The sequence below is a fragment of the Nonomuraea sp. NPDC049750 genome (assembly GCF_040659625.1).
In the GTDB taxonomy this organism is placed as follows: domain Bacteria; phylum Actinomycetota; class Actinomycetes; order Streptosporangiales; family Streptosporangiaceae; genus Nonomuraea.
This window is the reverse complement of record NZ_JBFANB010000027.1, coordinates 125,230-148,709: the sequence shown is the minus strand read 5'-3', so window position 1 is coordinate 148,709 and position 23,480 is coordinate 125,230. Positions and strand designations below refer to the sequence as shown.

At 70.2% G+C, this 23,480-nt stretch carries 24 protein-coding genes; 14 read left to right on the top strand and 10 right to left on the bottom strand.

Annotated features, from left to right (window positions below):
• Positions 1-31: 31 nt before the first annotated feature.
• The 6 genes from AB0J16_RS45195 to AB0J16_RS45170 form a co-directional block, all read right to left on the bottom strand.
• A complete protein-coding gene (locus AB0J16_RS45195) occupies positions 32-1,879 on the bottom strand; it encodes a sigma factor-like helix-turn-helix DNA-binding protein (protein ID WP_358551715.1) in 1,848 nt (615 codons plus the stop codon).
• Between the two features lie 48 nt (positions 1,880-1,927).
• Positions 1,928-3,748 carry a UvrD-helicase domain-containing protein gene (locus AB0J16_RS45190; RefSeq protein ID WP_358551713.1) on the bottom strand — a complete coding sequence of 607 codons (1,821 nt, stop codon included), beginning with the start codon at positions 3,746-3,748 and terminating at the stop codon, positions 1,928-1,930.
• 3 nt (positions 3,749-3,751) lie between these two features.
• Positions 3,752-5,755 carry a hypothetical protein gene (locus AB0J16_RS45185; RefSeq protein ID WP_358551711.1) on the bottom strand — a complete coding sequence of 668 codons (2,004 nt, stop codon included), beginning with the start codon at positions 5,753-5,755 and terminating at the stop codon, positions 3,752-3,754.
• 153 nt (positions 5,756-5,908) lie between these two features.
• Complete coding sequence (locus tag AB0J16_RS45180) at positions 5,909-6,685, bottom strand: class I SAM-dependent methyltransferase (RefSeq protein ID WP_357944215.1); 777 nt, start codon at positions 6,683-6,685, stop codon at positions 5,909-5,911.
• A 101-nt stretch (positions 6,686-6,786) separates the two neighbouring features.
• Positions 6,787-7,848: an ABC transporter substrate-binding protein gene (locus AB0J16_RS45175; RefSeq protein ID WP_358551709.1), complete on the bottom strand. Its 1,062-nt coding sequence runs from the start codon at positions 7,846-7,848 to the stop codon at positions 6,787-6,789.
• Positions 7,849-7,865: 17 nt separating this feature from the next.
• Positions 7,866-8,096 carry a hypothetical protein gene (locus tag AB0J16_RS45170; RefSeq protein WP_358551707.1) on the bottom strand — a complete coding sequence of 77 codons (231 nt, stop codon included), beginning with the start codon at positions 8,094-8,096 and terminating at the stop codon, positions 7,866-7,868.
• 103 nt (positions 8,097-8,199) lie between these two features.
• Between AB0J16_RS45170 and fdxA the strand changes: the two genes are divergently transcribed.
• From fdxA to AB0J16_RS45155, 3 genes are all read left to right on the top strand, one after another.
• On the top strand, positions 8,200-8,526 hold the full coding sequence (gene fdxA / locus AB0J16_RS45165) for a ferredoxin (protein ID WP_358551705.1): 327 nt from the start codon (positions 8,200-8,202) through the stop codon (positions 8,524-8,526).
• A gap of 103 nt (positions 8,527-8,629) precedes the next feature.
• On the top strand, positions 8,630-9,700 hold the full coding sequence (dapC, locus tag AB0J16_RS45160) for a succinyldiaminopimelate transaminase (RefSeq protein ID WP_358551703.1): 1,071 nt from the start codon (positions 8,630-8,632) through the stop codon (positions 9,698-9,700).
• A 78-nt stretch (positions 9,701-9,778) separates the two neighbouring features.
• Complete coding sequence (locus AB0J16_RS45155; protein ID WP_358551701.1) at positions 9,779-10,444, top strand: DUF4178 domain-containing protein; 666 nt, start codon at positions 9,779-9,781, stop codon at positions 10,442-10,444.
• An 11-nt stretch (positions 10,445-10,455) separates the two neighbouring features.
• Here AB0J16_RS45155 and AB0J16_RS45150 read toward each other — a convergent pair whose 3' ends face one another.
• Complete coding sequence (locus AB0J16_RS45150) at positions 10,456-11,277, bottom strand: hypothetical protein (RefSeq protein WP_358551699.1); 822 nt, start codon at positions 11,275-11,277, stop codon at positions 10,456-10,458.
• Between the two features lie 37 nt (positions 11,278-11,314).
• On the opposite strand from AB0J16_RS45150, the gene AB0J16_RS45145 reads away from it, so the two are divergent.
• The 6 genes from AB0J16_RS45145 to AB0J16_RS45120 all read left to right on the top strand — a co-directional run bounded on the left by AB0J16_RS45145 (position 11,315) and on the right by AB0J16_RS45120 (position 16,280).
• On the top strand, positions 11,315-12,148 hold the full coding sequence (locus AB0J16_RS45145; RefSeq protein ID WP_358179325.1) for a 2,3,4,5-tetrahydropyridine-2,6-dicarboxylate N-succinyltransferase: 834 nt from the start codon (positions 11,315-11,317) through the stop codon (positions 12,146-12,148).
• Positions 12,149-13,204, top strand: a complete 1,056-nt coding sequence (gene dapE / locus AB0J16_RS45140) for a succinyl-diaminopimelate desuccinylase (RefSeq protein WP_358551697.1) — start codon at positions 12,149-12,151, stop codon at positions 13,202-13,204.
• Between the two features lie 227 nt (positions 13,205-13,431).
• The gene (locus tag AB0J16_RS45135) at positions 13,432-14,229 is read left to right on the top strand and encodes a TIGR00730 family Rossman fold protein (RefSeq protein WP_358551695.1); all 798 of its coding nucleotides are present in this window, start codon (positions 13,432-13,434) and stop codon (positions 14,227-14,229) included.
• 10 nt (positions 14,230-14,239) lie between these two features.
• Complete coding sequence (locus tag AB0J16_RS45130; RefSeq protein ID WP_358551693.1) at positions 14,240-14,824, top strand: TIGR00730 family Rossman fold protein; 585 nt, start codon at positions 14,240-14,242, stop codon at positions 14,822-14,824.
• A gap of 80 nt (positions 14,825-14,904) precedes the next feature.
• On the top strand, positions 14,905-15,717 hold the full coding sequence (locus tag AB0J16_RS45125) for a hypothetical protein (protein WP_358551691.1): 813 nt from the start codon (positions 14,905-14,907) through the stop codon (positions 15,715-15,717).
• A gap of 14 nt (positions 15,718-15,731) precedes the next feature.
• A complete protein-coding gene (locus AB0J16_RS45120; RefSeq protein WP_358551737.1) occupies positions 15,732-16,280 on the top strand; it encodes a DNA-3-methyladenine glycosylase I in 549 nt (182 codons plus the stop codon).
• 3 nt (positions 16,281-16,283) lie between these two features.
• On the opposite strand, the gene AB0J16_RS45115 is transcribed toward AB0J16_RS45120, so the two are convergent.
• Together AB0J16_RS45115 and AB0J16_RS45110 are read right to left on the bottom strand one after the other, a co-directional pair.
• Positions 16,284-17,060 (bottom strand): enoyl-CoA hydratase-related protein, encoded by a 777-nt coding sequence (locus AB0J16_RS45115; RefSeq protein ID WP_358551689.1) that lies wholly within the window; start codon positions 17,058-17,060, stop codon positions 16,284-16,286.
• The gene (locus tag AB0J16_RS45110) at positions 17,057-17,863 is read right to left on the bottom strand and encodes a PaaX family transcriptional regulator C-terminal domain-containing protein (RefSeq protein ID WP_357944246.1); all 807 of its coding nucleotides are present in this window, start codon (positions 17,861-17,863) and stop codon (positions 17,057-17,059) included. The genes AB0J16_RS45115 and AB0J16_RS45110 overlap by 4 nt, the downstream gene beginning before the upstream one ends.
• Positions 17,864-18,013: 150 nt before the next feature.
• Between AB0J16_RS45110 and AB0J16_RS45105 the strand changes: the two genes are divergently transcribed.
• Positions 18,014-18,181, top strand: a complete 168-nt coding sequence (locus AB0J16_RS45105) for a DUF3117 domain-containing protein (RefSeq protein WP_020545024.1) — start codon at positions 18,014-18,016, stop codon at positions 18,179-18,181.
• Positions 18,182-18,259: 78 nt separating this feature from the next.
• Complete coding sequence (locus AB0J16_RS45100) at positions 18,260-19,666, top strand: leucyl aminopeptidase (RefSeq protein ID WP_358551687.1); 1,407 nt, start codon at positions 18,260-18,262, stop codon at positions 19,664-19,666.
• Positions 19,667-19,735: 69 nt separating this feature from the next.
• Here the strand turns inward: AB0J16_RS45100 and AB0J16_RS45095 are convergent, their stop codons facing one another.
• A complete protein-coding gene (locus AB0J16_RS45095; protein ID WP_225300697.1) occupies positions 19,736-20,374 on the bottom strand; it encodes an O-methyltransferase in 639 nt (212 codons plus the stop codon).
• Between the two features lie 161 nt (positions 20,375-20,535).
• On the opposite strand from AB0J16_RS45095, the gene sigE reads away from it, so the two are divergent.
• From sigE to AB0J16_RS45080, 3 genes are all read left to right on the top strand, one after another.
• Positions 20,536-21,177: an RNA polymerase sigma factor SigE gene (sigE, locus tag AB0J16_RS45090; RefSeq protein WP_214639755.1), complete on the top strand. Its 642-nt coding sequence runs from the start codon at positions 20,536-20,538 to the stop codon at positions 21,175-21,177.
• Position 21,178: 1 nt separating this feature from the next.
• Positions 21,179-21,715, top strand: coding sequence for a zf-HC2 domain-containing protein (locus AB0J16_RS45085; protein WP_357651909.1), 537 nt, complete (start codon positions 21,179-21,181; stop codon positions 21,713-21,715).
• Between the two features lie 194 nt (positions 21,716-21,909).
• Positions 21,910-23,469, top strand: coding sequence for a trypsin-like peptidase domain-containing protein (locus AB0J16_RS45080; protein WP_358551685.1), 1,560 nt, complete (start codon positions 21,910-21,912; stop codon positions 23,467-23,469).
• The last annotated feature ends 11 nt before the right edge of the window (positions 23,470-23,480 follow it).

Genomic DNA, 23,480 nt, shown 5'->3' with positions numbered 1-23,480 from the left:
CCCGAGCCTAGCCCCCGGCCTCCAAGCAACGTCAGCCACCCAAAAAGCCGACGATGTCCCGGTCCCCCCGCTCCCGCAGCCGTGCCAGCACCTCGTCACGCGTCGCCGTGTCCGGCAACCCGATGCGCGCCCCGATCAGCCGCAGCCCCTCCAACTCCGAGGTGACCGGAGCGGTGTAGCCGATCAGATAGAGCGCCCGGTTCAACGGCGGCATCCCCGGAGCCGCCGCGGGCAGGTAGCGGGTCAGCAGCTCGCCCCCGTCGGACACGGTCAGGAAGACGTGGTCGCCCTCCCCGGCCTTGAAGTCCGCCAGCACGTTCCTGATCGACCCCATGGTCGGCTGGTTGTGCCAGCTGACCACCACGTCGCCGGACGGCGTCGCGGCCGTGAGCTGCCCGCCGGGAGCCATCCCCAGGTACGCCGCGAACCCCGTCGGCAGCGGCGACCCCGACCCGCGCAGGTGCTCGGCGTTGACGTCGACGCGGTGCCACCAGCGGCCGTCGCGGCTGCGGAAGCTGCGCCGGGTCTCCGACACGTCCCTGCGCGGCTGGTACGGCTCGGCCTCACCGGTCGGCGAGGTGCCCGCCACCCGGATCCAGCCCCGCTGCGTCCGCTCGAACCCGGGACCGCCCGAGTAGGCGCGTACCGAGCTCTCGCTGACGTCGTAGCGGGAGGTGAGGTTCGAGACGATCGTGCTGACCGACGCCTCACCGCCGGCGCGCTCGATCTCCCTGGCGATCATCTCCCGGATCCCCAGGTATTCGTCGCCGCCCCATCTGGTCAGCCCGTACTTGTTCCGGTCCACGCGGCGGAAGCGCTCGTCGGCGGTGAGCTGGTTGCGGATGCCGACCAGGCTGTAGTCCTCGCCGATGCGCTCCTGGATCTCCTCCGGCGTCATCGGCTGCCCGGCCACCGCCAGAACCGCCTCCGCCTTCTCGTTGATGCTGCGCGGCCACGGCACCACGTGCTGGTCCAGTACGCGCAGCTGTGGCACGGCCAGGATCCACCGCTCGGCCACGTCCTCGCGGATGCCGAGCTGCGTGACCATGGTGACGGCCTCGCCGATCGGCCGCGGCCCGTCGGTGAACAGCTGGCGCGTCTTCTCCCTCAGCTCGTCCGCGCCGCCCGCGATGAGCCAGCCGTCGGCCTGCTCGTACCCGGTCAGCAGGGTGCGGACGAACCGCCAGGCGGGGATGCCCAGCGTGCGCAGCTCGCCGCGGTGCCACGGCACGGCCGCGGCCAGGTCGTCGGCGGGTACGGCCGAGCCGAGCCGGCCGCGCAGCCAGGTGACGTGCGCGACGAGCGAGACCGCCTCCGGGCCGCCCAGCCAGGCTTCGACATGGTCGCGCAGGTCGCGTTCGATCTGCCGGATCCGCTCCCGCGTGACCGAGAAGCGCTGCGCCAGCTCGTCGAGTGTGGCCCGCTGCGAGGCGTACAGGCGGTCGCGGGCGATCGCCCGCTGCCGCTCGTCCAGCGCCGCGAACAGGGCGTCGATCAATTCGGGCAGTGGCTTGTCCGGCCGGGCCACGGTCGCGGCGACCGGTTCAGACGGAGGTTCGAGCAAGCGCTCGAACACCCCGCTGAACAGCTTCTGCACGACGTCCTTGCCCAGCATCTCGGGCGTACGCTCGGCTTCGGCGGGGTCGGAGAAACGCAGCAGCGGCAGGATGTCGCCGATCAGCAGGTGCCCCCAGCAGGCCACGGCGAGATCGGCGAGATGGCCCGCCACGGTCTGCGTTGTGATGACCGCGCACGCGCGGTCGAGGGGAATCGTCTGCCACCACGCCTCGGGAAGCTGGGGCTCCTCCACGATCGGCGCTATCTGCACAGGAGAAGTCCAGCGCAGCGGTGGCGCGAGGTCGCTCAGGCTGAGGTTCATTGAGGTCCAACCGGCAATGGGAATATATCCGCAGTTCAGACTATGTGATCAGAGCGACAGAAAGGGGCTACCTCTTCCTGAATGGGAGATATAGAGCATGGATCGGGCCCGCGTGCAGGCTACATACAGCATGCTCCGTTCCCGTTGCAGTGCTCTCGCCCGGGCCCCCGGTTCGTCGGGCGGCGGTTCGGGCACCACGCCCTCCGCCACGCCGATGAGCGCGACCCGCTCGAACTCCAGCCCCTTCAGATTCTGGAACGCCGCCACCCGCACGTCCGCCCGCCCGAGCGCCTTGCGCGCCTCACGGACCAGCTTCGAGGTGCGCGCGCCGACGGCGATCTCATCGGCCGGGACACCGTCGTCCAGCCAGGAGACGACCGTGGCCACCAGCCCGGCCAGCTCCGCCTCCGGCGAGTCATACGCCCTGAGCACCGGCCGCTCGCCGTTGCGCAGCGCGCGGAACCCGTACAGCGGGGACATGCCCTTGACCAGCCCGTCGACGGGTCCGCCGCCGCGCAACCGGACCGCGAACGACAGTAGCTCGTGCGGCAGCCGGTAGGACACCTTGAGCGTGTGCTGCAGGGCCGGGATGCCCACCGAGCCGAGCGTCACGCGCGTGTCGGTGATCCGCTGGTGCGGGTCGCCGACGATGAACAGGTCGTCGTGCGCCCGCGGCGCCACCGCCCGCAGCAGCCGCCACTGCGACGGGCTGATGTCCTGCGCCTCGTCCACCACGACGTGCCGGTACGGCTTGCGGCCCGGCTCGATGTCGTCGAGCAGGTCGCCGGTGGCCCTCGACAGCAGCCGGAGCGCCTCGTCGGTCAGCTCGGCCAGCGTACGCGCGCCGGGGCCGATCAGCGCCGGACGCTGGCCCTCGGCGCTGGCCACGATGCGCATCGCCAGCCGCTCGGCGTTGTCCACGTCGACCCGCTTGCGCGTCACCCCGTCGTCGATCAGCCGGTCGAGCCGGTCTGACAGGTCCTCGCCCAGCCCCTGTGAGTACGTCACCAGCAGCACCGGCCCGCTCCCGTGCGCGGCCAGATAGGCCGCCCGATGCAGCGCGATGATCGTCTTGCCGGTGCCCGCCCCGCCGATCACCAGCACCGGGTGCTCGTAGCGCGCGGCGCGGGCCAGCCGGTGCTGTTCCGGACGCGGGAAGGCGCACCATTCCGGCGCGTCGAGGATCCGTTCCAGCTCCACCTTGTCGGCGGCGAACACCGCACGGTCCGGACTGCGGCGCAGCGCCGCGTGGAAGTCGTTTACATCGACCAGGTCGGCGCCCTCGTCCGTGGCGCGGCAGGCGTCCAGCTCCCGCCAGGCTTCGGCGAGGGTGCCGCCCCGGGCCAGCACCGCGAGCGGCACGTGCTGGGTCGGGGGGAGCAGCGGTTCGAGCGCCTCCACGTCGGCCTCGTTGCTGATGAGCCGCACCAGTGGCAGCGCGCGCACGTCGATGCCCAGCGCGAGCAGATCACCATCGCAGATCGGGGCGAACAACCCCGAAGCACTCGCCGATCGCCGTAACGCGGGCTCGACCCGTTCGAGCGCCTCGGCGTCCCACTCCTCGACGACGCCGATCACCGGGTTGATCCCGTAGCGGTAGCGCTGCGCGTACGACCAGGCCTCGGGATCCGGGAGCACGGTACGCAGCCAGTACACGTCCCGCTGACGCACCACCACGCCCCGATGCCCCGAAGTGAGACGGAGCGTCGCGATCCGCGGGTCCCTGGCGCCCCTGACCCGCTCGGGGTGGGGGGCGCCTGAGACGTTCAGCAGCAGGCGGCGGAGTGCGACCACGGCGTCCCTGCGCACCGGCTGTGCCAGTGCGCTGAGGTCCCGGGGGAAGCCCGGGGCGATCGCCAGCCGCGGCACGGCTCAGTCCAAGAGTTGCAGCAGGTCGCGGTCCCCGCGTTCGCGGAGCCTGGTGAGCAGGTCGGGCAGTCCGACAGGTCCGGTCATCCCGATCCTGGTGGCGATCACTCTGGCGGCCTGGTCGCGGGTCCCGCCGGGGGCGGTGTAGCCGACCAGGCGCAGCGCCTTGGTGATCTTCTCGGCCCCCTGCGCGGCCACCGGCAGGTGCCTGGCCCGCAACACGCCCTCGTCCGACAGCGTGAGGAACAGGTGCCCGCCCTCCTTCGCGCCGACGTCCGCGAGCAGCCGCTCGACCGATTCGAGCACCGGCCTGCCGTGCCAGACCATGGTCAGCTCGCCGGCCGCGCTCCGCACGGTCCTGCTCTCTCCCGGCGACAGTCCGAGGTACGTGGCGAACCCCGTGGGCAGCGCGCACTCGCCGCCGCCGAGCTGCTCGGCCGTCACGTCGATCCGCAGCCACCACCGGCCGTCCGGCTGGCGGAAGCACCGCCTGGTCTGCGAGACGTCCTTCAGCGGCTGGTACGGCTTGGCCGGCTCGTTCGACGCTCCGTTGCCCTCACCCACCACGACCTCGGCCGGAGCGAACGCCTGGAACTGCGGCGTCCCCGGCGGCGGCGACGGGATCGGCGGCACCTGGGCGAACGCGGATGCCGGGGGGACCTCAATGATTTTCGGCTCCGAAGCAGCCGGCGGCTCAGACGGCCTGGCGGGCGCCTCCGACGGCAGCGTGGCCAGCACGAACTGCCAGGCGGGGACCTCCAGCGCGCGGATCTCCTGGGCGTGCCAGTCGGCCGCGCCGATCAGCTGGTCCCTGGGGGCGGCCGGGCCGATCGTCCGGCGCAGCTCGTCCAGATGCGCCCGGTACGGGGCCGCCTCCTCGCTGGCCAGCCACTGGCCGAGGCGGGCCCGCAACTCGGTCTCGGTGGCGGAGATGTCGGCGGCCGGCACGGCGAACAGCTTGGCGAGCTGGTCCACGGCGGACGGCTGGTCGGTGAAGACCCGGTTCTGGGCGACGGCCCAGCTCTTGTCGTCCAGACCGGCGAACGCGGCCTCGATCAGCTCGGGCAGCTCGTGCCCCGCGGGCTCTTCCGGCTCCGGCTCCTCCGATTCGGCCGCCTCGAAGTCCGGCGTGTCGTACTTGGGTTTCGCCTCTTCGGGAGTGGGCTCGGGTTCAGGTGCGGCTTCGGCGTCCTGCGGTTCCGGCTCCGCGCCCTCGGCTTCGAGCGCGGCGGCCTCCTCGGCGGCGGGCTCCGGCGCGGGCTCGTCGGCGGCGTCCAGGACGGGCTGGGGCTCGGACTCGGCCTCCGGCTCGGCGGCCTCGTCGACGACCGGCTCGTCGTCGGCGTCGAGCACCGGCTCCTCGGCCTCCGTCGCGTCCTCGGCCTTGTGGGCGGCCACCGCCTCTTCGGCGTCCGGCGCTTCCTCGCGCTCCGGTGCCTCCTCGGCGATCGGGGCCTGCTCGGCGACGCGAGCCTCCTCGACGACCGGCTCGGCGCTCGGCGGCGCCTCCACCGGCAGTGCGACCGGCACGGCCTCGGGCGCGAGGGCAACCGGGGCCGGGGCCGGGGCCGGCGCGGCTACCGGCGCCGACGGGCGCTGGAGCTGGGGCGCGAGGTGTACCAGGGCCGCGGAGAACAGCGTGTTGAGCACCGGACGCGCCTGGATGAACGGCTGGTCCACCAGCTCTCTGCCGGTCAGCGCGAGCAGCCCCGTCCACGACCCGGCGCGGTCCAGCGCGATCGCCACCTGCGGCTCGTCGGCCTCGTCCGGATCCAGGACGTGCAGCGCCGGCAGCACGTCGCCCACAGCGGCGGCCGGCCAGTGCTCAAGCGCGATCTCCGTGAGCAGCTCGGCCAGCGGCTCGGGGCCGATGGCCGCGAGCACGAGCGGCATGGGCAGGCTGCGCCACCAGGCGTCCGGAAGCTCCGGCTGCCCGGTGAGCAGCGTGATCGTGGACGCGTCGCTCCACCTCAACGGTGGTACGAGGTCGCTCAGGCAGAAATTCATCCCGTTCCGTTCACCAGCCCCTCACGCCGCCGTATCGTCGCAAGGCTCCTCAACTTCGTCAGCGGTGCAGCCTTACTCTCTCCGCCACTCTTTCCGCCGCCCACGAACAGACCATAGTCCGGCAAAACTCCCCTACGCATCATCCACTACGTATCAGCGCCGGACGGCGGCGAAGCGTAGACGGACGTAGTCGGCCATCCAGCCCGTCTCCCTGCGCAGAGCGGGTGCGGCGAGTTCGTTGACCCGCTGGAGCAGCGGCTCGACGATGTCCTTCGGCAGCCCCTCGATGACCGAGGACGCGAACATGCGTACCCAGTCGGCGGCCCCCTGCGGGCACTCCTCCAGCGGCGTCGGCCGGTCGAAGTACTCGAGCAGGCGGACCACGAAGCCCTCCTGCTCCAGCCGGCGGGCGTACTCGGCCGGCGTGGGGAAGTACCAGGGCAGGTCGGGCTCGCGCAGACCGTACTCCCGCCAGGCGGTGTGCATGGCGGCGGTGAGCTCGGCGCAGTTGCCCGCGCCGCCCATCTCGGCCACGAACCGGCCGCCGGGCGAGAGCGCCTCGTGCACGTTGGCGATGACGGAGACGGGGTCGCGACTCATCCAGTGCAGCGCGGCGTTGGAGAAGACGGCGTCATAGGCCAGCGCCACGCTGAAGTCGTGCCCGTCGCCGACGATGAAGTCGACACCCGGATAAAGGGCCAGGGCCTTCTCGATCATGGCGGGGGAGCCGTCGATCCCCAGGACGTCGGCACCCCGCGACGCGATCTGGGCGGTCAGCACCCCGGTGCCGCAGCCGAGGTCGAGCACGCGCTCTCCCGGCCGCGGATCGAGCAGGTCCACCAGGGGCGCGCCCTGCGTCGAGACGTAGCCGAAACTGCCGTCGTAGGCGCGACTGCTCCACCGCTCCAAGCTCGGTGTGTCGTATCGCAAGACGATCAGCTCTCATTCGTCAGACAAGGGCCCCCTGTGGCCGTGCTGTCTGTTCACTTTAGAGGCTGATTGTCTCCGCGACATATCAAGTCACAATGGTCTCATCGCACACTTTGCGTCCATCGCTTCTTGAGGTAGGACTTTCCGGCATCTGTCTGCGGAATCGTGAGGAGCACCGGCGGTCCGGGGGCGACGGGCATCTTGGCTGCCTGCTCGGCGTCGAGCGTGCCGCGCATCAGCATCGCCTCGCCGCGGGCGGGGCGGGCCCAGCCCTTCTGCAGGAGATTCTGGCCCTCGTCGGAGAACAGGAACTCCTGCCAGAGACGGGCCGCGGCAGGATGCGGCGCGTCCTTGCTGATCGCCTGTACGTGGTAGTCGCCCAGCGGCGCGTCACGCGGGATCGTCACCTTCCACGCCTCCGCGTCGCGGGCGCTGCGGGCGGCGTTGAGGTGGTCCCAGTCCACGATCACGTTGGCCTTGGCCGGATCGGTGAGCCGGCCCGCCTGCTTGAGCTTCGCGAACAGCTCGACACCGCGCTGCGGCTGTGGCGCGCCCGACACCAGCGAGGCGGCCATCACGCCGTCGAAGGCCGCCGCCGAGTGCAGCGGGTCGCCGTCGAGCGCGACCAGGTAGCCCGGCTTGGCGGCCAGATCGGCGAAGGAGGCGGGGGCGGGGACCTTGCGCGGGTCGTAGCCGAGCGACATGTAGGCGCCGTAGACGCCGTACCAGGCGCCCGCGGGGTCCTTGATGTGATCGGGCAGGTCCTGCCAGCCCTGCACCTTGTACGGGGCGAACTTGGCGGCATCGGCCACCGCGACGTCAAGGGTGAGGTCGAACACGTCGGGTTTGAGCTGGGCGGCGGCGTCGATCTCGCGCCGGCTGCTGGCGCCGGGCTCGAGCTCGTTGACCTTGATGCCGTACTTGTCGGTAAAGGCGTTGATGATCGCGCCATAGTTGACCCAGTCCCGGGGAAGCCCGATCACGGTGAGCGAGCCTTCCCGCTTGGCGGTCGCGGCGAGGTTTTCGAGGGTGGTGAAACCCTGCTTCATGGAGGCGGCCTTGACGTTCACCGGCGGCAGCGGCTTCTCGGCCGGGGACGACGACGCGCCGCATCCGGCGCTTGCGATGAGGACGGTTACGGCGGCGCAGATACGTACGGTCACACGACGAATACTCGCCGTTACTTCCGTCCAGGTCGAGGAGGCGCGGCCGGAACCACCTTGGCCGCCACCAGCGCCTCTTCGGAGATCTCCACCAGAGTGCCGTCTCTCTTGCGGACACGCAGCACGCCGCCGTCCCAGGATTCGAGAATCCCGACGGCGTCACGGAAGCCTTCCGGAACCCGTCTGCGGGTGGTGATCCGGGCGCCGACGTCAGCTGTTGTGATCGCGATCACGAGGCGAGCGGCCACGAGTTTGCCACCCTCCGTTTCGGCCAGTTGGCAAGCACGGCAATACTAGGGCTAGCAGACCGCCGTCAGAGTCATGCCATGGTGCGGAGAGAAGGAGCTCGAGGTGACCTACGTCATCGCGCAGCCTTGCGTGGACGTCCTGGACAAGGCGTGCATCGAGGAGTGCCCCGTTGATTGCATTTACGAGGGCGAGCGCATGCTTTACATCCACCCCGACGAGTGCGTGGACTGCGGCGCTTGTGAGCCAGTGTGCCCCGTCGAGGCCATTTTCTACGAAGACGACCTTCCCGAGCAGTGGAAGGACTACTACAAGGCCAACGTCGACTTCTTCGAGGACCTGGGCTCGCCCGGTGGCGCCTCGAAGGTCGGCAAGATCGACAAGGACCACCCGGTCATCGCCGCGCTGCCGCCGCAGGCCGAAGAGCACTAGCCCGCACCCCGCAGCGGGGCGCCCGAACGGTGGGCCCCGCTGCCGGGCGTACGGCGCGCACGCCTGAGAGCTGGAGGCGTGCCCGCCTGATACCTGGAGAACCGTGAACAACCTGCCCGACTTCCCTTGGGACCGGCTGGAGCCGTACAAGGCGCGCGCGCTGGCCCACCCCGACGGCATCGTCGACCTGTCGATCGGCACGCCCGTCGATCCGGTGCCGCCGCTCGTGCAAAGCGCCCTCGTCGAGGCCGCCAACAGCCCCGGCTACCCGCTCACCCACGGGACGAAGGCGCTGCGGGAGGCCGCCGCCGGCTGGCTGCGCCGCAGGCACGAGGTCACCGTCGAGCCGAGCGACGTGCTGCCGCTGATCGGCTCGAAGGAGTTCGTCGCCTGGCTGCCCAGCTACCTGGGCGCGCGGCGGGTCGTCTTCCCCGAGCTGGCCTATCCCACCTACGACGTGGGCGCCCGGCTGGCCGGAGCGGAGGCGACGGCCTCCGACGGCCTGCTCGCGCTGGGGCCCCAGCACGTGGACCTCGTCTGGGTCAACTCGCCCGGCAATCCCACGGGCCGGGTGCTGCCCGTCGAGCACCTGCGCAAGGTGGTGGCCTGGGCGCGCGAGCGCGGCGTGGTCGTCGCCTCCGACGAGTGCTACATCGAGCTGGGCTGGGAGGAGCGACCCGTCTCCATCCTGCATCCCGACGTCTGTGAGGGCTCCCACGAGGGGCTGCTCGCGGTCCACTCGCTGTCCAAGCGCTCCAACCTGGCCGGTTACCGTGCCGGGTTCGTGACCGGCGATCCGGCTCTGGTCAAGCGGCTCCTGGAGATCCGCAAGCACGCGGGGATGCTCATGCCGGCCCCCGTACAGGCCGCCATGACGGCCGCGCTGGGCGACGACGCGCACGCCGAGGAGCAGCGCGAGCGCTACGCCAGGCGGCGCCTGCAGCTGCGGCCGGTGCTGGAGAAGGCGGGCTGGAGCATCGAGCACTCGACCGCCGGGCTGTATTTCTGGGCGACGGACGGGACCAGTTCCTGGGAACAGGTCAGTAAGCTCTCCGAAATCGGTATTTTGGTTGCTCCGGGGGAATTCTACGGATCGGCAGGTGGGCGGCATATCCGCATCGCCATGACCGCCACTGATGAACGCATCAGTGCGGCGGTGCGCCGCCTCCAGTAGGATCCCCCGCGAAGCAGGGCACACATAAGTTGATAACGGCGTTTGCTGAGGCAGACCGCGAGTGGAGCGAGCTGATCGATGAGCATGACCTTCGTGGTCGTACTCGGGCTGAGCATCGCCACCGTCCTCCTGCTGCTGGGTGCCTTCCTGGCCACCATGCGCCAGGACAGGAAGGGCCGCGCGACCGCACAGCCGGTCGAGATCGCGGCCACCGAGGCCCCGCTGCCGGCACCGGTGAGCATGTCCGGGTACACCGGATCCGACTATGTCGATCCCCGTACCATCAAGGTCGGTGACCGGATAGAGGTCCACGGATCGCCCGCGCGAGTGCTCGGTGCCATGTACGTCTCGTGGCAGGGCATGCAGTGGGTCGAATATCGGCTGCGTGACAGCTCCCGTCGCATGCAGTGGCTGTCGGTGCAGGTGCGGCAGGCCGAGGGCGAGCCGTCGCATCTGGAAGTGCTCATCTGGACCGAGGTGCCCACCGAGGGCATGGTGCCCGCCAAGAGCATGCTGATCATGGAGGGCGTCGAGTTCCATCCGATCGAGCGGGGCACGGCCGCGTTCAGGTCGGAGGGCAACACCGGCAACGCCGAGCGGGGCCTGCTCGACTTCGCCGACTACCGCGCCTCCGACGGGCGGCTGCTCTCCTTCGAGCGGATCCAGGGCGCCAGATGGACGGCCAGCTACGCCAGGCCGCTGCCGCCCGGCTCGATCAGCATCGTCAGCCGCGCCACTTCCTAGGGCGGATCCGCCTAGGAGATGTCCACCTTGCTGTCGGTCGCCTTGCCGCCCGACTGCCAGCCCTCCAGGTTCATGTCGTTGGTCCAGGTGGCGCCGTTGAAGCCGACGTGCTTGAGTCCGTACTTCCGCGCGTGGGCCACCGACCAGGCGGCGATCAGCCAGCCGCGCTTGCGCGTCGAGATGGACGGGTCGCCGAGCGCCCGGACGAGCTGGCGCCGCGCCTCGGCGGTCTTGGCCTGAGGGGCGGGCGTGCCCGTCTTGGGCGGTGGGTACCAGCAGTGCACCGCCTTCGGAACACGCCCGGTGAAGGCCGCCGCGAGGATCTTGGCGTCCTCCTCGTGCTGGGCGTAGGCGTAGCCGCCCGCCGAGCGCTGCACGGCCTGGGCGGCGTCCTCCAGCGGGATCTTCCGGTAGTTCTTGACCTTGACCAGCGCGGCGAAGAACCGGTTGGTCGCGTAGACGGGGTCGAGGAGTTGCTTGCGCTTGCCCCACCCCTGCGACTGGCGCTGCTGGAACACGCCGACGGAGTCGCGGTCGCCGTAGTCGAGGTTGAAGAGCTTCGACTCCTGCAGCGCGGTCGCGTAGGCGATCACCACCGCCCGCTCGGGCAGCTTGCGGCGCTCCGCGACGGCCGCGATGGTGGCCGATATCTGGGCCTGCTCGATGTCGAGATCCCGGTCGCCCACGGGGGTCTTGACGCTGCAGTGGGCTTCCGGAATGGCCAGCGGCTCCGTCTTTTTGAGCAGGTGAAAGAGGCCGACGGAGATCCCCACCGCGAGCAGCAGAACGATGACCGCGATGGTGATGACTCCGCGGGAGAAGCGCAGGCGCACCCTGAAAAACCTACCCGGCCAGATAAGCTCCGTGGCCATGAGGCACGTGAGCGGTGTGTCACCGATCGTATCCGCGGTGGACGAGCTGTGGGCGCGTCGCGAGGAGCTGTCACCCCGCGACCTGGACGCGCGCAAGGTGGTGGTGAGCGCGATCGACCTGCTGGACAGGGGACAGGCGCGGGCCGCCCGGTTGTCCGACGGCGAGGTGGTCGTGGATGAGCGGGCCAAGCGGGCGATCCTGCTCAGTTTCCAGGTGCTCGGCCTGGCCAGGTCGCAGGTGGGCGACTTCCAGCACCACGACCGGCATCCGCTCAAGACCACGCTCGACGGGGTGCGGGTGGTTCCGGGGGCGATCGCGCGCTGGGGCTCCTATCTGGCGCCCGGCGTGGTGCTGATGCCGTCGTTCACGAACATCGGCGCGTACGTCGGCGAAGGCACGATGGTCGACACCTGGGCCACGGTCGGCTCCTGTGCCCAAATCGGGAAAAACGTCCATTTGTCGGGCGGTGTGGGGATCGGCGGTGTGCTGGAGCCGCCCAACGCCGTGCCGGTGATCGTGGAGGATGACGCGCTCATCGGCAGCCGTGCGATGCTGGTCGAAGGCGCCCGGGTGGGACGCGGCGCCGTCATCGGGGCGGGCACGATCCTGTCGGCCTCCATCCCGGTGATCGATGTGCAGACCGGCGAGGAGCTGGCCCGCGGCCGCGTACCCGACTGGTGCGTCGCCGTCGGCGGCACCCGCCAGAAGGAGTTCCCCGGCGGCACGTTCGGATTGCCCTGCGTGCTGGTGATCAAGCGCCTGGAGCCGGGGCAGCGTCATGACAAGGCAGCGCTCAACGAGGCGCTGCGCGAACACGGAGTGAACACCTAGATGCTGGACCTGACGCAGGACGTACGGACGCTGACCGCGGCCATCGTGGACATCAAGTCGGTGAGCGGCGACGAGAAGACGCTGACCGACGCGGTCGAGCAGGCTCTGGCGGCGTTGCCGTACCTCAAGGTCGACAGATCGGGCGAGACGCTCGTCGCGCGCACGGAGCTGGGCCGCGCCGAGCGGGTGCTGATCGCCGGGCACCTCGACACGGTGCCGGTCGCCGGCAACCTGCCCAGCCGCGTCGAGGGCGACCTGCTCTTCGGCTGCGGCACCTCGGACATGAAGGCGGGGGTGGCGGTCGCGCTCAAGCTGGCGGCCACCGTGCCCGCGCCCAACCGTGACGTCACCTATGTCTTCTACGACTGCGAGGAGATCGAGGCCGAGCGCAACGGGCTGACGAGGGTGGCGCGCGAGCACCCCGACTGGCTGGCGGCCGACTTCGCGGTGCTCATGGAGCCCACCGACGGGGTGATCGAGGGCGGCTGCCAGGGCACCCTGCGGGCCGAGATCACCGTGGCCGGCAAGCGCGCGCACAGCGCCAGATCGTGGCTCGGGGTCAACGCCATTCACGGCATCGAGCCGGTCCTGGCCCGGCTCAACGCCTACGAGGCCCGGCAGCCCGTGGTCGACGGGCTCGCCTACCACGAGGGGCTCAACGCGGTCGGCGTGCGCGGCGGCGTGGCGGGCAACGTGATCCCGGACGAGTGCGTGGTCACGGTCAACTACCGGTTCGCGCCCGACCTGTCGATCGAGCAGGCGCAGGAGCACGTACGCGAGGTGTTCGACGGGTTCGCGGTCCGCTTCACCGACGGCGCCCCGGCGGCGCGGCCCGGCCTCACCCACCCGGTGGCGGCGGCCTTCACCGCCGCGGTCGGCGGCACACCGCGAGCCAAGCTGGGCTGGACGGATGTCGCGCGCTTCTCCACACTGGGGGTGCCGGCCGTCAACTACGGTCCCGGTGACCCGAACCTGGCGCATCAGCAGGGGGAGTACGTGTCGCTTCCCAAGATCGTGGAGAGCGAGCGGGCTCTGCTGAACTGGCTGACAAAGTGAAAGTGGCTTTCCTCGCCGGCCATTTGGCGGGGAAAGCCACTTTCAGTCCCGAGCAGCACCCTCGGCAGTTAGACGCAGGCAGGTCGAAATCTGGTTCCTGCTTCTTACAAGATTTTTTACGCGGGTTCTTAAGGCCATCTACCAGGGCATTTGCCTCAGAGGCCCTCTAACGGGTGACTAGTCCTCGTTGTGCGCGGGGCCGCCCGGCGTTGGGCTAGCGTGACCGCATGGAACAGACACGTCCGGAACGCCGTCAGGGGCAGGCCGTGATCCGCGGCAGTCTCGCGCTTCAAACCACCCATGATCAGCGGCTGCTCGACCGTCAGGGTCCCGCCGACTGGGTGCACATGGACCCGTGGCGAGTGCTGCGCATCCAGGCGGAGTTCGTGGAGGGGTTCGGGCAGCTGGCCGAGCTGCCCCCGGCGGTCACCGTCTTCGGCTCCGCCCGCACGCCCGAGGGCTCGGCCGACTACGGCATGGGCCGCGCGCTCGGCCGTGCGCTGGCCCAGGCCGGATACGCGGTCATCACCGGCGGCGGCCCCGGGATCATGGAGGCGGCCAACCGGGGTGCTCTGGACGTGGCGGGCGCCATGTCGGTGGGGCTCGGCATCGAGCTGCCCTTCGAGCAGAAGATGAACGACTACGTGGACCTCGGCATCGAGTTCCGCTACTTCTTCGTCCGCAAGACGATGTTCGTCAAATACTCGTGCGGCTTCATCGCGCTGCCCGGTGGGTTCGGCACGCTCGACGAGCTGTTTGAGGCGCTCACGCTGGTGCAGACGCAGAAGGTGACCTCCTTCCCCGTCGTGCTGATGGGCTCGGAGTTCTGGGGCGGCCTGATGGACTGGATCAAGGGCACGCTCCTGGACAGCGGCAAGATCGCCGAGCAGGATCTCGGCCTCATCACCATGACCGACGACGTCGAGGAGGCCGTACGCATCATCGTCGACGCCGACCTCAAGCGGTCCGAGCAGCTCCGGGAGGAGCAGAGCGCCGTCGCCGCCCAGCCGGCCGAGCCCCAATAAGCTCAAATATGTGAATATCTGCGTGTTTTGCGCCTCAAGTCAGAAGATTGATGAGAAGTACCTCCAACTCGCAACAGAGGTCGGCGCCGAGCTCGCCCAGCGTGGCCACACGCTGGTGAGCGGCGGCGCCACCGTCTCGTGCATGGGCGCCATCACCGCCGCCACCCGCGCCTCCGGCGGCCGGACCATCGGCGTGATCCCCCAGGTCCTGGTCGACATCGAGGTCGCCGACACGGCCTCCGACGAGCTGATCGTCACCACCGGCATGCGCGAGCGCAAAGCCGCCATGGATGAGCGCTCCGACGCCTTCCTCGTCCTGCCCGGCGGCATCGGCACGCTGGAGGAGCTCTTCGAGATCTGGACGGCCCGCGTCCTCGGCATCCATGACCGTCCGCTGGTGATCCTCGACCCATGGGGTCTGTACACGCCGCTGCGACAGCTCATCGAGAACATGTACGAGGCGGGCTTCACCCGGGCCAACATCTTCGACGCCATCTCCTGGACCAACACGGTCGAGGAGGCGTTCGCGCACCTGGAGGCCACCGGCAAGCCGGTTCGGCCCAGCGTCGAGGAGCTCGGCGAGGCCACCGGCTGACCCGTCCCGGGGAGTCCCAAGACGCAACAGGCGCGGCAAGTGCGGGACTCGTGCCTCGATCGTATGAGTACGATGCCAATGTGCTGGTCGTACTCGCCATTGCCGCGCTCGCCATTCTGGCCTGCGTGGTCCTGGTCTCCCTCGGAAGGGGCGGGGAGCTGACCGAGTTCCCGCCGGACGTGCCGCCTCTCGACCTGCCCGAGCCCGGGCAGCTCACGGCGGTGGACTTCATGGCGCTGCAGCTGCCGGTCAACCTGGTCGGCTATCACACGCAGAGTGTCGACGAGACCCTGCGCAGGGCGGCGACGGCGATCAGCGCTCGGGACACGAGGATCGCGGTGCTCGAACAGCGGGTCTCCGAGCTGCTGTCGAGCCGGCTGTACGCGCGCCAGGAGGTCTACGCGGCTCCGGGCGCCGGTCTGCGTACCGACCACCAGCCACCGGCCGCGCCCCGGGACCTCTCCCAGGAGGGGGACTCGGCGGCCGAGCCGCACAACTTGGGAGACCAGCACGCCGACCCGGACGCTTCGAGCGACCACCACGCCGAGCCGTCCACGGACGAGCCGGAGGACGTGGCGGCGGTGCCCGACCTGCGGGACGTGGTGGCGGGGCCGGACGCTGTGGGGAAGCCGGAAGACGACGCCACGCCATCCGAGGCGCCGGCCGATCGCACGGCCGCGTTCGACGCCTCGGCTGCGGCAACAGAAGACGAGCCCGTCCGCGACGGTGAGCTGGTCCGCGATGGGGTGCCGGTTCGCGACGGCGAGCCGGTCGCGGTCCAGCCCAGCGACGACGGGGAGCCGATCGCGGCCCAGCCGAGCGACAAGGGGCTGGAGCGCGAGGGCGAGCCGGTGCGGGTGGCGCCGGGCGAGGACAGGGACGAGAGCAAGTGACGCAAGCGACCGAAGTGATCCGCTGTACCTGGCCGGGGATGGCGGACCCCATCTACATCTCCTACCACGACGAGGAATGGGGCCGCCCGGTCCGGGGCGACGACGGTGTCTTCGAGCGGGTCTCCCTGGAAGCCTTCCAGTCAGGCCTGTCGTGGCTGACGATCCTGCGCAAGCGCGAGAACTTCCGCGCCGCCTTCGACCAGTTCTCCATCCCCAAGGTCGCCGCGTACACCGAGGAGGACGTGACCCGGCTCCTCGGCGACCCCGGCATCGTGCGCAACCGCGCCAAGGTGGAGGCGACCATCGCCAACGCGCGGGTCGCACTGGACCTGCCCGGCGGCCTGTCCGATCTGGTCTGGCAGTACGCCGACGCCGAGTCCCCGATCCCCAGGTCGATGACCGACGTCCCGGCCATCACCCCGGCCTCCAAGGCGCTGGCCAAGGACCTCAAGAAGCGTGGCTTCAGATTCGTCGGCCCGACCACCGCGTACGCCCTCATGCAGGCCATCGGCCTGGTCAACGACCACATCGAGGGCTGCGTCGCCCGGCAGGAACAGCCCTGACAGTCAGCGGCCGTGGAACGTCGGCAGCTCCTTGGCCAGGAAGGCCCGCGTGGCGTCGAGGTGGTCCTGGGTGGCCACGCACTCGTCCTGCAGGTCGGCCTCCACGGCCAGGGTCTCGGGCAGTGAGTGCGTCGCGGCGTAGGCCAGCGCCCGCTTCGTGGCCGCGTACGCCCTGGTGGGCCCCGCCGCCAGTCGTACGGCCAGTTCATGGGCGGTCTTGAGCACGTCTTCGGCGGGCACCACGCGCGTGACCACGCCCAGTTCGAGCGCGCGGGCCGCGCCGAGCGGCTCGCCGAGCAGCAGCAGCTCGGTCGCCCGTCCCAGACCCACCAGGCGGGCCAGCGTCCACGACGCGCCCGAGTCGGGCGCCAGGCCCACCCCGGCGAACGCCATCGCGAACTTGGCCTTGTCCGAGGCCACCCGAAGGTCGCAGGCGAAGGCCAGCGAGGCGCCCGCCCCGGCGGCCACGCCGTTGACCGCCGCCACGACCGGCTTGGCCATCGTGGTGATCAGCTCGACGATGGGGTTGTAGTGCGCGCGGACCGTATCGGCCAGGCCGCGGCCCGCCTCCAGGTTGTCGGCGTGCTCGCGCAGGTCCTGGCCCGCGCAGAAGGCCCGTCCCGAGCCGGTGAGCAGCACCGCGCGCACCTCGGGGTCGGCGGCGGCGCGGCGCAGCGCGTCGAGCAGGGCCGCCTTCACCTCGGCCGTCAGTGAGTTCATCGCCTCGGGCCGGTCGAGGGTGATGGTGGCGACGGCATCGGACACGTCATAGCGGATCAAGGCAGCTCCCTGTCGACGAACGCGGCGGCCGCGGGCAGCAGGCGGACCGCCTCCTGCTCGAAGTAGGCCCTGGCCTTCTCGCCCGGCCAGGCGGACGGCAGCAGTTCCGGGGGGAGGCCAGGGTCCCGGAACAGGAAGTTGCGCCATCCATGCACGAGTTTGCTCCTGGTCGCGAACACCTGATCAGCCGGGGCGCCACCGGGCAGCGCGCCGACCAGAGTGACAGCTTCCGACAGCCAGTGCTCGTACGCCGCGCCGATGGCGGTCAGATCCCAGGCGCGGGCCACCAGCTCGCGCGGGTCGCCCTCCAACGCCGCGTCGAACCTGTCGGCGCGCACGCCTTCGCCCTCCAGCAGGTTGTCCAGCTCGATCGACGAACGCGGGCCGATCCACGTCGTCTCCGACAGCGCGGCGTACCCCAGGAAGGTCAGGTCGGCGCGGATCCGTTCCCTGCGCGGACGGTCCTTGACCGGCTCGAGGACGATCAGGTGCCACCGGCCACGCCAGCTCAAAGTTCCGGCTCGGTAAATTCTCAAGGCGGCTTCGTCCAGACGTCTGACGCACTTCGGCGTAAGTCCGTAACCGGCGCCCTGGGGCAGCCTGACGGGCTGCAACCAGCCCTGCCGCACCATGCGGGAAACGGCCGTCCGCACGGCTGGGGCGGCGATTTCGAGGGGCTTCATGAGCCGTACGAGAGCGGCCACGGACGCCTGTCCACCGCGCGAGCGCAGGTGGTCTCCATAGAGGTCGAACAGAGCGGCGCGAGCATGCACGAAGTCCAGTTTGGCCGCCTTCGCCAGCATGGACAACGCATTCTGGGAGGAGATCGTTACCCATGAGCGCTCTCGATGCGGGAGAATAGGACATCACAGATGACGTGAATGCGTCGGCCATCCTCAGGGGCGGCCGGAAACCGCGGGCCGCGGGAGCCCAAGGCAGGAAGGGATGCACGCATGGCGGCGATGAAGCCGCGGACCGGCGATGGTCCGCTGGAGGTCACCAAGGAAGGGCGCGGCATTGTCATGCGGGTCCCCCTGGAGGGTGGCGGCCGGCTCGTCGTGGAGATTTCCGCCGACGAGGCGAAGGCGCTCGGCGAAGCGTTGAAGAACGTCGTCGGCTGAGAGCTCCCGAGACACAGGTCGTTCCACGGCCCTGGCGTGCGTCCGCGCCAGGGCCGCTGACGTTTGAGGGGGATTTCCGTGCCCATTGAGACCACGGCATCGGTGGTGGCCGACGTACCAGCGGATGTCGAGCTGCTCGCCGTGCCCTATGACGCCGATCTCGCACCCGCCGTCGAGCTGGATCTGCACCTGCCGACGGCCGCCCTGTTGGCGCACTACGACGCCAAGGGAGAGGCGGGTGAGGTGGTGGAGGTCCCGGTGGCGCGGGCGGACGGGGTCGGCCGGGTGCTCCTGTACGGGGTCGGCGACGGCTCGCCGCGCGCGCTGCGCAAGGCCGCGGCCGCGCTCACCCGCAAGGCCAAGGGCAGGGACGCGCTGGTCGTGGTGACGCCGGCGGGCGACGTGACGGCCTTCACCGAGGCCGCGTTGCTGGCGGCGTACACCTTCAAGATCGGTGAGCCGGGCAAGTCGTCCGTGCGGGCGCTGAGGTTCGTCGGCGCCGACGAGGACGCGGTGCGGCGCGGCCAGACCGTCGCCCAGGCGGTGGCGCTGGCCCGCGACCTGACCAACACGCCCGCGTCGGTCAAGAACCCGCTCTGGCTGGCCGAGCGCGCGGCCGAGCAGGACGTGCCGGTACGCGTCTGGGACGAGGAGCAGCTTCAGGCGGGCGGCTTCGGCGGCATCCTGGCCGTCGGCCGGGGCTCGGCCAACCCGCCCCGCCTCATCCAGCTCTCCTACACCCCGCCCGAGCCGACCGATCGGCATGTCGTGTTGGTGGGCAAGGGCATCACGTTCGACTCGGGCGGTCTTTCGCTCAAGCCGAACGAGAACATGAAGACCCAGAAGACCGACATGGCGGGCGGCGCCGTGGTGATCGCCGTCATCTCCGCGCTCGCCCGGCTGGGCGCGCCCGTGCGGGTGACCGGCCTGGTCGCGGCGGCCGAGAACATGCCTTCCGGTACGGCCCAGCGGCCCAGCGACGTCATCAAGCACTACGGCGGCCGCACGGTGGAGGTGCTCAACACCGACGCCGAGGGGCGGCTGGTGCTGGCCGACGCGCTCGCCTACGCCGACGCCGAGCTCGACCCGGACGCGGTGGTGGACATCGCCACGCTCACCGGGGCGATCACCGTCGCGCTCGGCCGCGGCTATGGCGCCGTCTACGCCACCGACGACGACCTCGCCCAGCGGCTGGTCGAGGCGGGGCAGGCCAGTGACGACCGGCTGTGGCGGATGCCGCTGATCGACGACTACGCGCCGGCGCTGGAGTCCTCGATCGCGGACCTGGCCAACGTCGAGAGCGGTTCCACCTATGGGGCCGGGTCGATCACGGCGGCGTTGTTCCTGAGGGAGTTCGCGGGCAAGCGGCCGTGGGCGCACCTGGACATCGCGGGCGTCGGACGCAGCACCGTGAACGAGGGCGTGCTCACCAAGGGCGCCACCGGGTTCGGGGTGCGCGTGTTGCTGGAGTGGCTGACGCGCTAGGAGTACGCACGCTGCTGGTGTGGCTGACGCGTCAGGAGTACGCGCCGCAGTTTTGGCGCTATGAGGGCGCTATGAGGCGATCTTGACGGCGGCGAGCAGGCCGTCGCCCAGGGGCATCAGCAGCGAGCGCAGGCGGTCGTCGGACTGCACCAGCTTGCCCAGTTCGCGTAGCGCGACCGTGTCGGGGTCGCGCTGCGCCGGGTCGGCCACGCGGTTGTGCCACAGGACGTTGTCGAAGGCGACAATGCCGCCCACGCGCAGCAGCCTGACCGCCTCGGCCAGGTAGTCGGCGTACTCCTGCTTGGCCCCGTCGGCGAAGACCATGTCATAACCGCCGTCGGAGAGCCGGGGCAGCACGTCGAGGGCCCGGCCGGTGATCAGCCGCACCCGCCCGCCGGAGAACCCGGCCTCCGCGAACGCCTGCCTGGCCAGCCGCTGGTGCTCCGGCTCCACGTCGACGCTGGTCAGCGTGCCGTCGGGGCGCATGCCACGCAGCATCCAGAGACCGGAGACGCCGCAGCCCGTGCCGATCTCGACGACCGACTTGGCGTTGACGGCGGTGGCGAGGAAGCAGAGCGCCGCCCCGCCCCCGGGAAGGATGGGCGTGGCACCCATTTCCAGGCCGCGCAGGCGCGCCGCGTGCAGGATCTCATCCTCATGATGGAACTGCTCCGCATAGGCCAGAGTGGCCTCTACCGGACTGGTCATCGGCCTCCTCCCCCCACTTTCGTGCGATTGGTCACCGATCGCAGCCTAGGGGAGACACGCCGGGACGGGAACTCAAGACGACCGTGAGGCGTTGCAGGTTTAAACGGGCTTTGCCGGTCCGGAAGGCAGGCAGTACGCACGAAGGGACGAAACCAGGCACTATGGCGGTAGCGGTGGTCCCAATGAGAGGAGTTCTGGTGGACGAAAGTGACCACCAGGCCGATACTCCCGTGTCTGACTGGACGCCTCCCACCTGGGAGGAAGTGGTGCGGACTCATTCCGCACGTGTATACCGGCTGGCGTATCGCCTGACCGGCAATGTCCACGATGCCGAAGATCTCACCCAAGAGGTCTTCGTGCGGGTCTTCAGGTCCCTGTCGAGTTACACCCCCGGAACGTTCGAGGGCTGGCTGCACCGGATCACGACGAACCTGTTCCTCGACATGGCGCGGCGCAAGCAGCGCATCCGGTTCGAAGGACTCGCCGACGACGCGGCCGAACGGCTGCGCGGGCGCGAGCCGTCACCGGCGCAGGCGTTCGACGACGCGCACCTTGAGCCGGACATCCAGGCCGCGCTCGACGCGCTCGCACCGGAGTTCCGGGCCGCGATCGTGCTGTGTGACATCGAGGGTCTGTCGTACGAGGAGATCGCGGCCACGCTCGGCGTCAAGCTGGGTACGGTCCGAAGCCGTATTCACCGTGGCCGGGCGCAGTTGCGGGAGGCGCTCGATCACCGGGCCCCCCGTAATTCCCAACTCCCCCCGCCATCATTCCCGTCGGGGACCCGTGGGGAGGAAGTCTGATATGTCGCATCTTGGAGAACGCGTTTCCGCGCTCGTGGACGGTGAGTTGAATCACACCGAACGCGACCGCGCTCTAGCCCATCTGACCTTCTGTGGCGACTGCAGGCGGGAGGTCGAGTCGATGCGGGCGCTGAAGTCGCGCCTGCGCTCGCTCGACGGCCCGGTGATGCCGGCCGATCTCACCATGTCGTTGCTGCGGATGTCCGAGCCCGGTGGCCCGTTGCCCCCCAGGGAGCGGCCTTTCCCTACCCGGACGTTCGGCGGAGTGCCCATCCCTGGGCCGCACAGCATCGCTCCGCTGGACAACCGCCCGCGCAGGGACGCGACTGGTGGCGGTTCGGGCCCTGGCCGCGGGGGTAGGCGGCGCGGCGCGTACGTGGCGGTCGGCGTGGTATCCGCGGCCGTCGCGCTCGGCACCTTCTTCGCTGTCTCGGGGGTCGGTCAGAGCGCCCAGGCGCCGCCGGTCGAGCTGTTCGAGCAGGCGCGGCACACGCCCACTTCGTCGCCCACCACTACTCTGCCCACCGCCACGCCCTGATCTCCCGCCCGCTCTCAGGAATGCCTGGGATACTCGAGTGGCGTAGTCGACGGCGTCAGGGGCATACGATTTGAGTTCGGGAATCTGTCAGGTGTCCACATATGTTGGCTCATCGCCTGACAATTGCTTTACGACTCTCGTATGCCGTTCACGCCAGGATTGCGGTGTCCGAGGCAAGGAGTGGTGAGATCTAGATGACCGACGAGACGCGCCCACCAGAAGGACGCATGCCGTCGGACTTCCCTGAGCCACAGGGGCGGCCGGAGTTCCTGCCGGCCGACGACCAGGCCGAACAGTCTGGATGGCGGTCCGAGACGGCCTCCTTCGAGAGCGGCCGGTGGGGTGACCCGTCAGGCCGCCCCGGAGACACCGCGTCCTATGGCAGCCCCTCCTACCCGCCTCCGGCCTCCTACGCGGCTCCGGCCTCGGATCAAGGGCCGGCTGAGGAGCCACCGCCGCCCAACAGCACCCGCACCTACGAGAGCCCGTTCTTCGGCAACTCGGCGGGCCCGCCGCCGTTCGGCGGCGGCGACAAGCGTCCGCCCCCGCCGCCCAACGCGCTCGGCATGGGCGCGGGCTGGGCGCCACCGCCCGGCGGCCTGACGTCGGCACCCGCTCCCAGGCGCGGTCCCGGCACGGGCGTCCTGATCGTCCTGGCGGTCGTCATCGCCCTGGTCGCCTCGGGGCTGGGCAGCGTCGGCACCTACCTGCTGACCAGGTCGGGCGGCAGCGGCACCAACCCTTCCTACAGCCTCGGCCCCATCCCGAGCGGCGCCACGAACCGGGCCCCCGACTCCGTCGCCGGAGTGGCCGCCCGCGCCCGGGCCAGCGTGGTCTCGCTGGAGGTCAACGCCAGCAGCGCCGAGGGCGTGTCGGGCTCTGGCTTCCTGATCAAGGACGGCTACGTGGTCACCAACAACCACGTGGTCGCCCCGGCCGCCAAGGGCGGCGACATCCAGATCATGTTCAACAACCGCAAGACCACGAAGGGCCGCATCGTCGGCCGTGACCCGGGTTCCGACCTGGCCGTGGTCAAGCCGGAGGAGACGTTCGGCACGCCCGAGATCACCCTCGGCAACTCCGAGGACGTGGTCGTGGGCGACCCGGTCATCGCGATCGGCTCCCCGCTCGGCCTCACCGGCACGGTGACGACCGGCATCGTCAGCTCCCTGAACCGCCCGGTCATCGCGGGCGACGAGAGCGGCACCAGCAGCGAGGAGCCGGCCTACATCAGCGCGATCCAGACCGACGCCGCCATCAACCCCGGCAACTCGGGTGGGCCACTGGTCAACGGCAAGGGCGAGGTCGTGGGCGTCAACTCCGCGATCGCCACGCTGAGCCGCTCCATGAGCAGCCAGGGCGGCAGCATCGGCCTCGGCTTCGCCATCCCGGTCAACCAGGCGCGCCGCGTCGCCGAGGAGATCATCACGACCGGCAAGGCCAAGCGCCCGAAGATCGGCATCGTCCTCGACAAGGACTACAAGGGCCAGGGCGTACGCATCGCCTCGGGCCCGACGGAGGGCCGGCAGCCGGTCGACGCGGGCGGCCCAGCCGCCAAGGCGGGCCTCAAGGCGGGCGACGTCATCATGGAGATCGACGGGCTGATGCTGCAGGACGGCAACGAACTGATCGCCCTGATCCGCAGCAAGTCTCCGGGCTCCAAGATCACTATCAAATACCAACGCGCCGGCCAAGACCGCACCGCCACCCTGACTGTTACCGCGGATGACACTCCGGCTCCGACGCCGTCCTGACTTTCAAAAGC

Excerpts from the sequence above, each read along its gene's own strand:
- AB0J16_RS45195 (WP_358551715.1), bottom strand. The coding sequence starts at position 1,879 with ATGAACCTCAGCCTGAGCGACCTCGCGCCACCGCTGCGCTGGACTTCT.
- AB0J16_RS45185 (WP_358551711.1), bottom strand. The coding sequence starts at position 5,755 with ATGAATTTCTGCCTGAGCGACCTCGTACCACCGTTGAGGTGGAGCGAC.
- AB0J16_RS45155 (WP_358551701.1), top strand. The coding sequence starts at position 9,779 with ATGAGCATGACCTTCGTGGTCGTACTCGGGCTGAGCATCGCCACCGTC.
- AB0J16_RS45145 (WP_358179325.1), top strand. The coding sequence starts at position 11,315 with ATGAGGCACGTGAGCGGTGTGTCACCGATCGTATCCGCGGTGGACGAG.
- dapE (WP_358551697.1), top strand. The coding sequence starts at position 12,149 with ATGCTGGACCTGACGCAGGACGTACGGACGCTGACCGCGGCCATCGTG.
- AB0J16_RS45135 (WP_358551695.1), top strand. The coding sequence starts at position 13,432 with ATGGAACAGACACGTCCGGAACGCCGTCAGGGGCAGGCCGTGATCCGC.
- AB0J16_RS45110 (WP_357944246.1), bottom strand. The coding sequence starts at position 17,863 with ATGCTGGCGAAGGCGGCCAAACTGGACTTCGTGCATGCTCGCGCCGCT.
- AB0J16_RS45105 (WP_020545024.1), top strand. The coding sequence starts at position 18,014 with ATGGCGGCGATGAAGCCGCGGACCGGCGATGGTCCGCTGGAGGTCACC.
- AB0J16_RS45095 (WP_225300697.1), bottom strand. The coding sequence starts at position 20,374 with ATGACCAGTCCGGTAGAGGCCACTCTGGCCTATGCGGAGCAGTTCCAT.
- sigE (WP_214639755.1), top strand. The coding sequence starts at position 20,536 with ATGGCGGTAGCGGTGGTCCCAATGAGAGGAGTTCTGGTGGACGAAAGT.
- AB0J16_RS45085 (WP_357651909.1), top strand. The coding sequence starts at position 21,179 with ATGTCGCATCTTGGAGAACGCGTTTCCGCGCTCGTGGACGGTGAGTTG.
- AB0J16_RS45080 (WP_358551685.1), top strand. The coding sequence starts at position 21,910 with ATGACCGACGAGACGCGCCCACCAGAAGGACGCATGCCGTCGGACTTC.